This window comes from Microvirga sp. BSC39 (assembly GCF_000739015.1).
In the GTDB taxonomy this organism is placed as follows: domain Bacteria; phylum Pseudomonadota; class Alphaproteobacteria; order Rhizobiales; family Beijerinckiaceae; genus Microvirga.
On the sequence record NZ_JPUG01000065.1, the window covers coordinates 20,005 to 32,430 of the forward strand.

Genomic DNA, 12,426 nt, shown 5'->3' on the forward strand with positions numbered 1-12,426 from the left:
CTCGTTGCGGTGGCGCTCCAGGCTCCCGGCCGCTATGAAAGCCTGATCCATATCAGGGAAGAACCCATGACCCTCGACAAAGCCATCGCCGACGCCCTGCGGGCCGCCTCCACCGCGACGCTCACTACCGTGCTGCTGAAAAAAGGCATCCGCCGGTGCTGGATGAAGGGGCCGATGCCGGCTTTCCACGCGTCGGAGAAGATGGTGGGCCGCGCCTTCACCCTGCGCTTCGTGCCGGCCCGCGAGGATCTGGCGACGCCGGAATCCTGGGCTTCCCCGATCTCCACCCGGGCGGCCATCGAGGACATGCCGGAGGATTGCATCGCGGTGATCGACTCCATGGGCGTCGTCGATGCAGGCGTGTTCGGCGACATCCTCACGGCCCGCATGAAGAAGCGCGGCGTGGCGGCGCTCGTGACGGATGGCGCAGTGCGCGACGCAGTCGGCGTCGAGGGAACGAACCTGCCGGTGTGGTGCGCGGGCATCGCCGCTCCTCCTTCCGTCGCAGGCCTGACCTTCGTGGGCTGGCAGGAGCCCATCGGCTGCGGCGGCGTCGCGGTCGTCCCGGATGACGTGATCGTCGCCGACCGGGACGGCGTCGTGGTGATCCCGGCCGCCATGGTGGAAGAAGTCGCCAAGGCTGCCGTGGCGCAGGAACACTACGAGATGTGGGTCATGCGCGAGGTGGAGAAGGGCGTTCCCCTCCCCGGTCTGTACCCGCCCAATGCGGAGACCAAGGCCCGCTACGAGGCCGAGTTGAACAAGTCTTAAATCTGCAGCGCCTCATTGAAGACTCGTACATAACCGCAGCACGTCATGGCCGGGCCTGTCCCGGCCATCCCGAGCCTGAAAAGCGCTGTGCCTCACCGGATCGGGATCACCGGCACAAGGCCGGTGATGACGCTGGGGATATTATTCAGCGAAACACCAAGAATAAGGATGGCGGGTGTTCTATTACGTTTCGAAAATCGCCTGGTTCTTCACCACGCCATCCAATCTGCTGCTGAGCCTCATTCTGCTGGGGCTGGTGCTCAGCCTCTTCAAGCGCCTTCGCCGCTTCGGCATCGGGCTGAGCCTCGTGTTCACGCTGGCGACCATTGCCCTGGGGCTCCTCCCCATCGCGAGCTATATCCTGCTGCCGCTGGAGGAGCGCTTCGCCCCGTTCCGAGACGACGGCAGGCCTGTCGACGGGATCATCCTGCTCGGCGGCGCGGTGGAGGCATCCGATTCGAAGGCGCGTGGCAGCATCGTGGCCAATGAAGCGGCGGAGCGCGTCCTCGACACGATCCAGCTCGCCCATCGCTATCCCAACGCCCGCATCCTGATCTCGGGCGGTGGCGGCACGGTCTTCGGCGGTGGCGCTGCCGAGGCTCCGATCGTTGCGGAGTATTTCAAGAGCATCGGCATCGACCCCACACGCATCCTGGTCGAGGACCAATCTCGGACAACTGCCGAGAATGCCGTCTATTCGCGAGAGCTCGCAAAGCCGCGCGAGGGCGAGCGCTGGCTCCTGGTAACATCGGCCTGGCACATGCCGCGCGCCGTCGGCGTGTTCGAGAAGGTTGCGTTCCCCGTCACGCCCTACCCGGTGGACTTTCGCACGGCCGGAGGGGCAAGGACCCACCTTCCCTTCGCGTTCGTCTCGGAAGGCCTGCGGCGCCTCGACATCGGCACCAAGGAATGGGCGGGGCTGATCGCCTATTACGCGTCCGGGCGCACCACGCGGCTGTTCCCCGGACCTCAGGCCTCCGCAGGCGGCAGCGCCAGCCGATAAGTGCCGCGAAAATCGTCCGGGTCGACCGGCCGCCCTTTGCGCAGGATGACGATGCGCCCCGCCTTCATGAGGCGCACGGCCGCCTTGCGGACGGGCTGCATGAGCGGCCCCCACCCGTCCGGCTGGTTGCCGCCGAGTGCCTGGGCCACATCGGCCGGCCCGATGGTCTTGCCGGGTCCCCGCTCCCCCAGGAGCGCGAGCATGGTGGCCTCAAGCTCTTCCGGTGTGGCGGTTTTAGACATTGGTTTTCCTCAAGGCTGCGTCATGGGCGTCTGACAGGAACTGGCGCCGCCACATGACGATCAGCACACCGGCCGTCGCGACCATGAAAAGATAGGCGCTCACGAACCATCCGAGATAAGCGAGCGAGAAGAAGAAGGCCCGCTGACCGCGGTTGAAGTGCTTGCCGGCGACCGCGTTCATCGCGCCGGCCTGGCGCGCAACGGCAAGCGCCTCCTCGCGACTGCTCTCCGTCAGCACGGGAACGGCCCCGACCATGATCGCCATGTAGTTGAAGAGCCGGTACGACCAGGCGAACTTGAAGAAGGCATAGACGAAGATCACGGCAAGGCCGCCGACCTTCACGTCCCAGGCAGCCCGTGTCGGCGGCGCCCCGAACGGCAGGTCGGCGAAGAGCGGCAGAACCGAATCCGTCGAGCGCAGAAGCGCCAGCACGCCGCCGATGGCGATGAGCGAGGTCGAGGCGAAGAAGGCCGTGCCGTTCATGAGGGAAGCCAGGATCGTGGTGTCGACGATACGGTGCTCGCGCACCACCATCTGCTCCATCCAGCGATAACGGTATTGGTTCATCACCTTGTTGAGGCTCTTCTGCCCCGCAGGCGTGAGCTCGAGAGCGGCATGGTAGCCGACCCAGGCGATCAGGAAGAAGGCCAGCGCTGCGTAATCGAGATTGGTGAAACCCAGCACCCGTGATCTCCCGTTGACTCCGCCGCCATCTCGTCCAGTTTGTTCAAAGGCCCGCAGAGAACCGGAACCCGTTATGCCTCAGACCATCACCCGCGGCTACAAGACATTGCTCGACGAGGCCAACGCGAAGATCAGGACCGTGCCGGTCTCCGAAGCCGTGTCGCTGCACGGCCGTGATGACGTAGTGTTCGTGGACCTACGCGATCCGCGCGAACTGGAGCGCGAAGGCCGTATTCCGGGCGCTGTGCATTGCCCGCGCGGCATGCTGGAATTCTGGATCGATCCGGAGAGCCCCTACCACAAGCCGGTCTTCGCCCAGGACAAGACCTATCTGTTCTTCTGCGCTGCCGGCTGGCGCTCGGCACTCTCGGCTGCAACAGCACAGGACATGGGCCTGCAGCCGGTGGCCCACATGGAAGGCGGGTTCACCGCATGGAAGAATGCCGGCGGTGCTGTCGAAACCGTTGAGCCGAAGAAGGCTTAAACCGTTCGCCTGATTTCGAACCGCTCCGGCGGGCCGAGATCCGCGTCTGCGCCGTCGATCGTCTCAACGCTCTCGACAAGCGCCCCGGCAGGGCCCTGACGGCAGGCCTTGAGCATCACCGCGACGAGATCGGCGGGTCCTGAGAAAACGGCCTCGACCGAGCCATCCTGCCTGTTCCGGACCCAGCCTCTGAGGCCATGCAACTCCGCCAGATGCTGCGTCCAGGCGCGAAAGCTCACCCCTTGGACGCGGCCATGGATCAGGACATGGATGGTTCTGCTCTCGGTCATTGTCCCTCATCGGCGCGCAGAGCGGGCATCGGTGTGGCGCCCGGCAAAGTCCCCTCGGTCTGGACAATGCGCTCCCAGCCCTAGGGATCCACCTTGCGCAAGGCCTCGCCGGCCCTCCCTGGGTTCGAGCAGGCCCGGCCTCTCACTCTGCCTCAAAAAGGCGGAACGAATCGTGAGTTCCGGAATTCAAGCTGAACAGTAGTTGTTCAGGTGCATCATGCGTACGAGGATTGCTGCGATCCTGATCGGACTTCTCGCTACGGGCGGCTGCAGCGACTTTCCCAAGGACAATGCGGAAACCCTCAAGCAGCTCCGGGCGGGCCGCGAGATGAAGGTGGGGGTGGCCCACAACCCGCCCTGGACCGTCGTCGCGGACGGACGGATCGACGGGGTCGAGCCTGCCCTCGTCACCCAGTGGGCCCAGAGCCTCGGCACGAAAGCCCGCGTCATAACCGGTCCTGCTGACGATCTGGTGGAGGCGCTTTACAGGCGGGAGCTGGACGTCCTGGTCATGGGATTGACCGACAAGACACCCCACTCCGGCCAGCTCGCCCTGTCCCAGCCCTATCTGGAGGTCAAAACCCACATCGGCGTTGCACCGGGGCAGATGCCCTTGGCCGATTGGACAAGGCAGCGCATCGCGGTCGATCCGGAGCGCCTCGATCTCGTAGCTCAGGTGAGGGAACTGGAAGCCGAACCCGTACCGCTGAATGGCAGCGGAGCCCCGGCCCCTATCATGGCCGGGTACGACTTCGAGCTTGAGCGGCGCGGCCTCAAGCCGACGGAGGATGAACTGTCGACCGAGAGGAGGGTCATGGCCGTCATTCCGGGCGAGAGCGCCCTGCTCCTCTCCCTCGACGAGTTCCTGCAGGCCCAAGACAAGGAAGCCCTTAAGGACAAGGCCATGGAGGCTTTGCGATGAGGCCAATTGAGACCTTCGAATTTCCCGAGGACAAACAAGCCCTGTTCAAGCGCGCCCGGCGCCTCGAGGTCATCACCGTCCTCTACATCGCCTCGGCCGCAGCGGCTCTGTACATCACAATGGGCTCATCGCAGGCCATGCGGGCGAGTTTCCTTGAGGATGTGATCAGCGTCATCCCGGCCATTGTTTTCCTCATCTGCAGCCGCATCGCGCTCTGGCCTCCGAACCGGAAATTTCCTTATGGCTATCATGGGGCCGTTTCCATCGGCTACCTGATCTCATCGATTGCTCTCGTGGCGATGGGCCTGTTCCTGATCTTTGAATCCGCCAGCAAGTTCATCTCGGGCGAACGCACCACCATCGGCGGCATGCATATCTTCGGAGAGACGATCTGGGCCGGCTGGCCCATGCTGGCGGCCATTGCTTATACGGGCATCCCGAGCGTCATCCTGGGGCACATGAAACTGAAGCTGGCGCCCAAACTCCACGACAAGATTCTGTACGCGGACGCCAAGATGATGAAGGCCGATTGGATGGCGGAAAGCGCCACTGCCATCGGCGTCCTTGGGGTGGGCTTCGGCTATTGGTGGGTCGATCCATTGGCTGCGGGCATCATCGCCCTCGACATTCTCAAAGACGGTGTTTCCAACCTTGGCGTCGTCACTGCCGATCTCATGCAGCGGCGCCCGGAAAAGACCGACCGCTCAGGCTATGAGACCCTGCCGGAGGATCTTCGGCGCAGGATCGAAGCCCTGGACTGGGTCAAGGAGGCCGAGGTCCGCCTTCGGGAAAGCGGGCACATCGTTCTCGGCGAGGTCTATGTGGTGCCCAGCAAGACGGACAACCTGCCGGAGCGGGTGGCCCGAGCCATCGATGACGCCAAGGAGATGAACTGGCGCCTGCACGACGTGACCATCTCCGTCGTGCCTCGCCTCAGGGACGCCTCACCGGCGACGGATGGGCAGGGCTGATCCGCCTGGAGCGCCCCAGAGGGGACGAACCTTGGGCTGTTGCGGCGCCGGAGCCGAGGCCTGAGACTTCGGCAGCCACACGCCCAGGCTCCTGACGTAGTCCTCCGGCAGGCCGGCATGCTGCGCGGCCTCGACGACACCCTCCATGTAGCCGGGCAGCGGTGTACCGGGCTTCGCGCTACGCCCTACATATATAATTGCTCGGCGGGGCCCTTGGGCGGTCACGACCGGCTGAACGACCTTGGTGTAGAGGCCCGTCGAGAGGCTCTCGTAACGGTCCAGGGCCGGCACGTCCGCAAGCGCCAGGTCCCACACCATGCCCCAGACCGCCCGCTGCGGATCGCGAACGACCGTGGCGTAGCCCTCGTCGAAGATCATGAAGCGGTGCCGCATGAGCCGCCCGATGCCGACCGGCTTGGAAGCCGGGCAGCGCCCGAGCATGGCAGCTTGGTCCATGTTGGACCCATAGGCGAAATACAGCGGCATCCGGTGCGCCCTGGCCCTATGCGAACTCCAGGATCACGGCATCGACCGCGAGGCTGTCGCCCTCCTTGGCATGGATCTTGGAGATGGTGCCGTCGCGCTCGGCGCGCAACACGTTCTCCATCTTCATCGCCTCGACGATGCAGAGCGGCTCGCCGGCCTTGACCTCCTGGCCCTGGGCGACGCTGATCGCCTTCACGAGACCTGGCATTGGGCACAGCAGCTGCTTGCCCGTATCGGCTTCCAGCCGCTCCGGCATCAGGGCGGCGAGTTCCGCCTCGCGCTTGGTGTAGACCTTGACCTCAGCGGAAGCTCCGGCGTGAGACAGCGCAACGCCGTTGAGGATCGGCCGCACCTGCACGGCAAAGGCTTCGCCGCCCAAAGTGCCGGTCCAGACCGGCTGGCCCGGCGCCCAATCCGAGACGATCGGCAAAGCCTGACCGTTGATCACCACTGCGAAGCCGCCGTCGATATCCTCGACCGTCACCTCATGGCGCTCTTTGCCCAGCATCACCACGCGCTCGCGCTCGAAGCGCAGACTGGCGGCAGAGCGCATCTGACCCGAAATGTGGCGCTTGCGTTCGTTGAGCAGGTGATCGATGGCAGCGCCCACAGCCGCAATGCGAAGGGCCACCTCGCCTTCGGGTGCCGGCGCCCTGAAGCCTTGCGGGAATTCCTCGGCAATGAAGCCTGTGGAGAGCTTGCCCGATTGCCAGCGCGGATGCTGCATCAGGGCCGTGAGGAACGGGATGTTGTGGCGAATGCCCTCGATGGCAAAGGCGTCGAGTGCAGTTGCCTGAGCCTCGATGGCCTGGAGGCGTGTCGGCGCATGGGTCACGAGCTTGGCGATCATCGGATCGTAATAGATCGAAATTTCGCCGCCCTCATAGACGCCGGTGTCGTTGCGCACCGTGACGCCATCCTGCTCGCCCTCGTTCGGCGGTCGGTAAGTGACGAGGCGGCCCGTGGAGGGCAGGAAGTTGCGAACCGGGTCTTCCGCATAGATGCGGCTTTCCACCGACCAGCCATTGAGCTTCACGTCCGACTGCGAGAGGCGCAGCCTCTCGCCAGCGGCGACCCGGATCATCTCCTCCACGAGGTCGATGCCGGTGATCATCTCGGTGACCGGATGCTCCACCTGCAGGCGGGTGTTCATTTCGAGGAAGTAGAACGACTTGTCCTGGCCGGCCACGAACTCCACCGTTCCGGCGGAATCGTAGCCTACGGCCTTGGCGAGCGCGACCGCCTGCTCGCCCATGAGGCGGCGGGTCTCCTCGTCGAGGAGCGGCGACGGGGCCTCTTCAATGACCTTCTGGTTGCGGCGCTGGATCGAGCACTCACGCTCACCGAGATAGATGACGTTCCCGTGCTTGTCGCCCAGCACCTGGATCTCGATGTGGCGCGGGTCGGTGATGAACTTCTCGACGAAGACGCGGCTGTCGCCGAAAGAGCTGGCAGCCTCGGACGTGGCGCGGGCGAAGCCCTCCGCCACCTCGTCGGCGGAGTAGGCGATGCGCATGCCCTTGCCCCCGCCGCCGGCGGAGGCCTTGATCATGACCGGATAGCCGATCTCGTTGGCGATGGTCACCGCCTGCTCCGGACCCTCGATGACGCCGAGATATCCCGGCACCGTGGAAACCTTGGCAGCGGCGGCCGCCTTCTTCGACTCGATCTTGTCGCCCATGGCGGCAATGGCGCCAGGATTAGGGCCGATGAACACGATACCGGCCTCGGCCAGCGCCTTCGGGAAGGCCTCGCGCTCGGACAGGAAGCCGTAGCCCGGATGGACCGCCTGGGCGCCCGTTGCCTTACAGGCTTCGATGATCTTCTCGATCACCAGATACGACTGGGCGGCGGCGGCCGGGCCGATATGGACGGCCTCGTCGGCCATCTCCACGTGCAGCGCGTCCCGGTCGGCATCGGAATAGACGGCAACCGTCTTGATGCCCATGCGCCGGGCGGTCTTGATGACCCGGCACGCGATTTCACCCCGGTTGGCAATCAGGATCTTGTCGAACATGAACCCTCGAACGCTCCAGCCAATAACTAAGCCCCACCTCCGTTACTGCACATCGGTGCCTTGGGGAAGCGGGGCTGGGTCAGCATTTAGCTTTAGAAGATATGTCAGGCGGCCATCTGGGACAGCCTCGCCTGCTGGCGTCCGCGCATGATGAAGTCGAGGAGCGCCACGTCCACATGCCCGGCCTCGTCCAGGATGGCATAGGCGATGCTCATGGCGCTCGGGGACGGGCCGCTGACCTCCAGGAGGGTGGCGAGCCAGAGGGCGTCGTCGTTGCTGACCGCACCCCGAGGCGCGCGCTTCCAGACCACGAAATCGGCCACGAGCCTGGTCAGCGCCGCTCCCCAACCATCGACGGCGGTGACGATACGGTCAAGGGCCAGCAGGGACTCGACCTCGATACGGCTCGTGATGCCTTCGAAGAGAATCTCGTCTTGGAGCATCGCCACGTCATCATCGCAGACATGCCCCCTCTCGGTGGCTCTGTCGATGAAATCGCGAAGTTGATCCTTCAACATCCGTTTTGACTCCCGCCGGCTCTTCTTGTCCCAACGCCGGTTGATCGCTTGTGCGAGGTGACATTCACACGGACGGCAGGGCTAAACCGTTAACACGACATGCTGAATCGCCGTTGAGGTTAAGCCTTGTTGAGACTCTTTGGTTGCCGGATTCTTGACGTGCCGGATTCCTCAACGTTTGCGCGGATTTGCCGATGACGCTGCTGGAGCTTTGCAATCCCGCAAGGTCGCCCTTTCCGCACTTCAACGAAGCTTGGTGGTACTTATTTCCCAGACAACGCAGCGCAAACCCGCGCTTGCCCGTTAAGGAACGCACCCATGCGGCACCACGGCATCCATCACGTCACCGCCATTGCAGGCCCTGCCCGTCGCAACCTCGATTTCTACACCCGGGCGCTCGGCCTGCGCCTCGTCAAGAAGACCGTCAACTTCGACGATCCAGGCACGTACCACTTCTATTTCGGCGACAGCCTCGGCCAGCCCGGCTCGATCCTGACCTTCTTCCCCTGGGAGCACGTGGCGCCCGGACGGAACGGCATCGGCACAACCCAGGAGACCGCATTCCGCGTGCCCGAGGGCTCCCTCGGCTTCTGGATGCACCACTTCATCGAGCAGGGCGTTGAGCACGGCACGGTGGAGAAGCGCCTCGGGCAAAGCGTGCTGACCTTCAAGGACCCGCACGGCACGAGCCTGTCGCTCGTCGGCATTCCGAATGCCGAGACCGAGGAGGCTTGGAATGTGGACGGCATCCCGGCAGAGCACGCCATCCGTGGCCTGGAGGGCGTCACCCTTCTGGTCGACAACGGCGAGCGGACGGGCGCGATCCTGACGGACGTGTTCGGCTTCACCGAGGCAGCCCGCGAGGGCTCCCTCGTGCGCTACAAGACGGAGGCACTCATGGGCAGCACGGTCGACATCCGCAGCGCCGGCGGCTTCCTGCCCGGCCGGATGGGTGGCGGCTCCGTGCACCACGTGGCTTTCCGCGCCAAGGACGATGCCGATCAGGCCGAGATGGTGAAAAAGCTCGCCGAGAACCACGGCCTCCAGACGACGGAGCAGAAGGACCGCAACTACTTCCGGTCCGTCTACTTCCGTGAGCCAGGCGGCATCCTGTTCGAGATCGCCACCGACGAGCCAGGCTTTGCAGCCGACGAGGCACAGGAGCGGCTGGGCAACGAGTTGAAGCTTCCGGCGTTTCTGGAGCCGCGTCGGAGCGACATCGAGGCCCGTCTGCCTGAGCTGGCTTGAACCAAAAGCCCTCTCCCCTTTGCGGGAGAGGGACAGGAGCATCCGATGACCGAACTGTCCTTCATCCACCGCTTTGAGCCCGCCACGGACCCGTCCCGGCCGCCTCTCCTGCTGCTCCACGGCACGGGTGGCGACGAGAACGATCTTCTGGGTCTCGGCCGCATGATCTCCCCCGGCTCCGCTCTGCTCTCCCCGCGCGGCAAGATCCTGGAGAACGGCATGCCCCGCTTCTTCCGGCGCCTTGCCGAAGGGGTGTTCGACGAGGACGACGTGCGGTTCCGCGCGAACGAGCTTGCTGAATTCGTCGCCGAAGCGCGCAAGGAATACGGGCTTCAGGCGCCTATCGCGGTCGGCTTCTCCAACGGCGCCAATATCGCCGCCGCCATGCTGATGCTGCGCCCCGACGCACTGGCCGGCGCGGCGCTGCTGCGGGCCATGGTGCCGCTCGCCCAGGCTCCAGCGGTGGACCTCGCTGGCAAGCGGGTGCTGATGATCTCAGGCGCCATGGACCCGATCATTCCGGCGGAAAACTCGAAGAGCCTTGCCGCGTCGCTGTCCGCATCCGGTGCCGCCGTTCAGCACGAGATCCTGCCGGCAGGTCACAACCTGTCGCAGACGGATCTGCAGCTGCTGGTGAGGTGGTTCGGTCAGTAGTCCCTCAGAGCCTCCACTGTCATCCCCGCGAAGGCGGGGATCCATAACCGCTGACGGTGCAAGAAGAGGTTGAACGGCTTCCTTTTCATCCATCCAAGGGCCGTCGTGTTTATGGATTCCGGGCTCTGCTGCCCAGCCCCGGAATGACAGAGAGGGTTTCAATTACACCCCCATGGCCGGGTTCGTCCCGGCCATGCACGTCTTAGGAAGCAGCCAGGACCCCGGTCTCGAAGAACCGTTCCATCGCCTCCTCGGCGGCCTTGATGCAGATGCCGCGGCATTCGAGCCAGGCATCGTTGAAATGCGTGCTGCGGTAGCGCTCGCCGGAATCGCACAGGAGCGTCACGACCGAACCCTTTTCGCCGTTCCGCACCATCTCTTCGATGACCTGCGCCGCGGCCCAGAGATTGGTGCCCGTGGAGCCGCCGCAGGAACGGCCGATGCGGAGTGAGAGCACCCGCGCGGCCGCGATGCTCGCCGCATCCGGCACCGCGTAAACGCGGTCGATGAGCTCCGGCACGAAGGACGGCTCGCAGCGCGGACGGCCGATGCCCTCGATCACCGAGGGCGGCCCTGACACGGTGCAGACCTGCCGGTCCGCTAGGTGGCGATGGAACACGGACGCTTCCGGGTCGGCCAGGCACAGCCGCGTCGGCAGGCGGCGATAGCGGATGTAGCGCCCGAGCGTGGCCGAGGTGCCGCCGGTCCCCGCCCCCACCACGATCCAGCTCGGGATCGGATGCTCCTCGTGGCCCATCTGGCTGAAGATCGACTCGGCGATGTTGTTGTTGCCGCGCCAGTCCGTCGCCCGCTCGGCATAGGTGAACTGGTCCATGTAATGGCCCCCCAGTTCCTCGGCCAGCCGCGCGCTCTCCGCATACATCTCGGCGGGTGAGCCCACAAAATGGCTCTCGCCGCCATAAAAGGCGATCTGGGCGATCTTCTCGGCGGATGTGGAGCGCGGCATCACGGCGATGAAGCGCAGGCCCAGCATCTGGGCGAAATAGGCCTCCGACACGGCGGTCGAGCCGCTCGAGGCCTCGATGATCGGGGTGCTCGGCCCGATCCAGCCGTTGCACAACCCGTAGAGAAACAACGACCGCGCCAGCCGGTGCTTCAGGCTGCCCGAGGGATGGGTCGACTCATCCTTGAGATAGAGTTCAATGCCCGGCACCGCCGGCAGCGGTACGCGCAGCAGATGCGTATCCGACGAGCGGTTGAAATCCGCCTCGATGGTTTGGATGGCGGTGGAGACCCAGTCGCGGTTGCACGCAGTCTTCAGGGGCATATGTCGATGGGCCTCGCCGACAGCGCCCGCACCGGACGATTCCAGGTTGGGGCTGTTCACAGAGACGCCTTATCCGAGGTCGGAGGCCTAGCGCAATGGCTCCATGGCCCTGCCTTAGGGGCGCACGGCTGCCGTGACGGCGGATTGCTGAGGGGCATCGGTCGGCGCAACCATGGAATGGAGGCTGTCGGCGATGAGCTGCGCCATGCAGTCATAGCCGCGATCGCCCATGTGGAAGCCGTCGCTCGAGAGCATGGAGCCCAGAACATCCGGCGACCTCTCGCCCCAGGCCTTCATCAGGCGGTAGCGCGAGAACACCGGCACCTGTTCGGCGGCCCCCGCTGTTCCGACGAGGCGGACGAACCTCTCGTACCGACCGAGATCCTTGATGGCCGGGAAATACTGCTGGTCGACGAGAAGGACCTCGACGCCAGCGGCCTGCGCGGCATCGATTCCCTGCCGCAGAAGGTCGGAGAACTGCCCCTCGTCGCCGCCCTTGACCGCATCGTTGGTACCGACCTGCCAGATCACGAGATCTGGCTTGTCGGCTTTGAGGAGAGCAGCTTCGAGGCGTCCGACGGTCTCGGGGACCGTCTCCCCGCCTTTTCCGGCATTCTCGATGAGCACTGTGCCCTTCCAGATCCGGGCGAGATCCGCCTGGAGCTGGACCGGATAGGAAAAGGCCGGGGAGGATGCCCCGATGCCCTGGGTGGAGGAGGATCCGATGGCCAGGATCCGAACAGGCTCACTCTTCTTCAGCCGCGACGCCAATCGCTCCATCTTGGCCTGGACGGACAGGATCGGCTTGGCGCCCGGACAGCCAGCCTCGTCCGCCATGGCGGAATAG

General features: G+C 64.8%; 14 protein-coding genes and 1 pseudogene. 7 read left to right on the forward strand and 8 right to left on the reverse strand.

What is annotated here, in order from left to right:
• Positions 1–66 precede the first annotated feature (66 nt).
• Together MA07_RS14795 and MA07_RS14800 are read left to right on the forward strand one after the other, a co-directional pair.
• Entirely contained in the window at positions 67–771 is a 705-nt protein-coding gene (locus MA07_RS14795; protein WP_036352481.1) for a ribonuclease activity regulator RraA, read from the forward strand.
• Positions 772–946: 175 nt separating this feature from the next.
• A complete protein-coding gene (locus MA07_RS14800; RefSeq protein WP_036352289.1) occupies positions 947–1,774 on the forward strand; it encodes a YdcF family protein in 828 nt (275 codons plus the stop codon).
• Here the strand turns inward: MA07_RS14800 and MA07_RS14805 are convergent.
• Both MA07_RS14805 and MA07_RS14810 read right to left on the reverse strand, forming a co-directional pair.
• Positions 1,741–2,016 carry a DUF3253 domain-containing protein gene (locus tag MA07_RS14805; protein ID WP_036352292.1) on the reverse strand — a complete coding sequence of 92 codons (276 nt, stop codon included), beginning with the start codon at positions 2,014–2,016 and terminating at the stop codon, positions 1,741–1,743. The genes MA07_RS14800 and MA07_RS14805 overlap by 34 nt on opposite strands.
• Positions 2,009–2,701: a DUF599 family protein gene (locus MA07_RS14810; protein ID WP_200879375.1), complete on the reverse strand. Its 693-nt coding sequence runs from the start codon at positions 2,699–2,701 to the stop codon at positions 2,009–2,011. Before MA07_RS14810 ends, MA07_RS14805 begins: the two co-directional genes overlap by 8 nt.
• A gap of 73 nt (positions 2,702–2,774) precedes the next feature.
• On the opposite strand from MA07_RS14810, the gene MA07_RS14815 reads away from it, so the two are divergent.
• Entirely contained in the window at positions 2,775–3,185 is a 411-nt protein-coding gene (locus tag MA07_RS14815) for a rhodanese-like domain-containing protein (RefSeq protein ID WP_036352294.1), read from the forward strand.
• On the opposite strand, the gene MA07_RS14820 is transcribed toward MA07_RS14815, so the two are convergent.
• Positions 3,182–3,475: an acylphosphatase gene (locus MA07_RS14820; RefSeq protein WP_036352297.1), complete on the reverse strand. Its 294-nt coding sequence runs from the start codon at positions 3,473–3,475 to the stop codon at positions 3,182–3,184. The two genes, MA07_RS14815 and MA07_RS14820, sit on opposite strands and share 4 nt — an antisense overlap.
• A gap of 217 nt (positions 3,476–3,692) precedes the next feature.
• On the opposite strand from MA07_RS14820, the gene MA07_RS27855 reads away from it, so the two are divergent.
• Together MA07_RS27855 and MA07_RS14830 are read left to right on the forward strand one after the other, a co-directional pair.
• Positions 3,693–4,397, forward strand: a complete 705-nt coding sequence (locus MA07_RS27855) for a transporter substrate-binding domain-containing protein (RefSeq protein WP_052003189.1) — start codon at positions 3,693–3,695, stop codon at positions 4,395–4,397.
• Positions 4,394–5,368 (forward strand): cation diffusion facilitator family transporter, encoded by a 975-nt coding sequence (locus MA07_RS14830; RefSeq protein WP_036352300.1) that lies wholly within the window; start codon positions 4,394–4,396, stop codon positions 5,366–5,368. Before MA07_RS27855 ends, MA07_RS14830 begins: the two co-directional genes overlap by 4 nt.
• Positions 5,369–5,452: 84 nt before the next feature.
• Here MA07_RS14830 and MA07_RS14835 read toward each other — a convergent pair.
• From MA07_RS14835 to MA07_RS14845, 3 genes and pseudogenes are all read right to left on the reverse strand, one after another.
• Positions 5,453–5,854: pseudogene (locus MA07_RS14835) on the reverse strand (gamma-glutamylcyclotransferase family protein); the annotation flags it as partial.
• Between the two features lie 16 nt (positions 5,855–5,870).
• Positions 5,871–7,871 carry an acetyl/propionyl/methylcrotonyl-CoA carboxylase subunit alpha gene (locus MA07_RS14840; protein ID WP_036352306.1) on the reverse strand — a complete coding sequence of 667 codons (2,001 nt, stop codon included), beginning with the start codon at positions 7,869–7,871 and terminating at the stop codon, positions 5,871–5,873.
• A 104-nt stretch (positions 7,872–7,975) separates the two neighbouring features.
• The gene (locus MA07_RS14845; RefSeq protein ID WP_036352309.1) at positions 7,976–8,389 is read right to left on the reverse strand and encodes a hypothetical protein; all 414 of its coding nucleotides are present in this window, start codon (positions 8,387–8,389) and stop codon (positions 7,976–7,978) included.
• 318 nt (positions 8,390–8,707) lie between these two features.
• Here MA07_RS14845 and MA07_RS14850 point away from each other — a divergent pair, with 318 nt between their 5' ends.
• Entirely contained in the window at positions 8,708–9,637 is a 930-nt protein-coding gene (locus MA07_RS14850; RefSeq protein WP_036352312.1) for a ring-cleaving dioxygenase, read from the forward strand.
• A 45-nt stretch (positions 9,638–9,682) separates the two neighbouring features.
• On the forward strand, positions 9,683–10,291 hold the full coding sequence (locus MA07_RS14855; protein WP_036352314.1) for an alpha/beta hydrolase: 609 nt from the start codon (positions 9,683–9,685) through the stop codon (positions 10,289–10,291).
• A 202-nt stretch (positions 10,292–10,493) separates the two neighbouring features.
• Here the strand turns inward: MA07_RS14855 and MA07_RS14860 are convergent, their stop codons facing one another.
• Complete coding sequence (locus MA07_RS14860; protein ID WP_036352317.1) at positions 10,494–11,579, reverse strand: PLP-dependent cysteine synthase family protein; 1,086 nt, start codon at positions 11,577–11,579, stop codon at positions 10,494–10,496.
• A gap of 114 nt (positions 11,580–11,693) precedes the next feature.
• Positions 11,694–12,416 carry an SGNH/GDSL hydrolase family protein gene (locus tag MA07_RS14865; RefSeq protein WP_052003190.1) on the reverse strand — a complete coding sequence of 241 codons (723 nt, stop codon included), beginning with the start codon at positions 12,414–12,416 and terminating at the stop codon, positions 11,694–11,696.
• Positions 12,417–12,426: the final 10 nt, after the last annotated feature.

What these genes read in the sequence shown, in the direction of transcription:
- MA07_RS14795 (WP_036352481.1), top strand. Translation starts at nt 67, where the DNA reads ATGACCCTCGACAAAGCCATCGCCGACGCCCTGCGGGCCGCCTCCACC.
- MA07_RS14805 (WP_036352292.1), bottom strand. Translation starts at nt 2,016, where the DNA reads ATGTCTAAAACCGCCACACCGGAAGAGCTTGAGGCCACCATGCTCGCG.
- MA07_RS14815 (WP_036352294.1), top strand. Translation starts at nt 2,775, where the DNA reads ATGCCTCAGACCATCACCCGCGGCTACAAGACATTGCTCGACGAGGCC.
- MA07_RS14820 (WP_036352297.1), bottom strand. Translation starts at nt 3,475, where the DNA reads ATGACCGAGAGCAGAACCATCCATGTCCTGATCCATGGCCGCGTCCAA.
- MA07_RS27855 (WP_052003189.1), top strand. Translation starts at nt 3,693, where the DNA reads ATGCGTACGAGGATTGCTGCGATCCTGATCGGACTTCTCGCTACGGGC.
- MA07_RS14830 (WP_036352300.1), top strand. Translation starts at nt 4,394, where the DNA reads ATGAGGCCAATTGAGACCTTCGAATTTCCCGAGGACAAACAAGCCCTG.
- MA07_RS14840 (WP_036352306.1), bottom strand. Translation starts at nt 7,871, where the DNA reads ATGTTCGACAAGATCCTGATTGCCAACCGGGGTGAAATCGCGTGCCGG.
- MA07_RS14845 (WP_036352309.1), bottom strand. Translation starts at nt 8,389, where the DNA reads ATGTTGAAGGATCAACTTCGCGATTTCATCGACAGAGCCACCGAGAGG.
- MA07_RS14850 (WP_036352312.1), top strand. Translation starts at nt 8,708, where the DNA reads ATGCGGCACCACGGCATCCATCACGTCACCGCCATTGCAGGCCCTGCC.
- MA07_RS14855 (WP_036352314.1), top strand. Translation starts at nt 9,683, where the DNA reads ATGACCGAACTGTCCTTCATCCACCGCTTTGAGCCCGCCACGGACCCG.
- MA07_RS14860 (WP_036352317.1), bottom strand. Translation starts at nt 11,579, where the DNA reads ATGCCCCTGAAGACTGCGTGCAACCGCGACTGGGTCTCCACCGCCATC.
- MA07_RS14865 (WP_052003190.1), bottom strand. Translation starts at nt 12,416, where the DNA reads ATGGCGGACGAGGCTGGCTGTCCGGGCGCCAAGCCGATCCTGTCCGTC.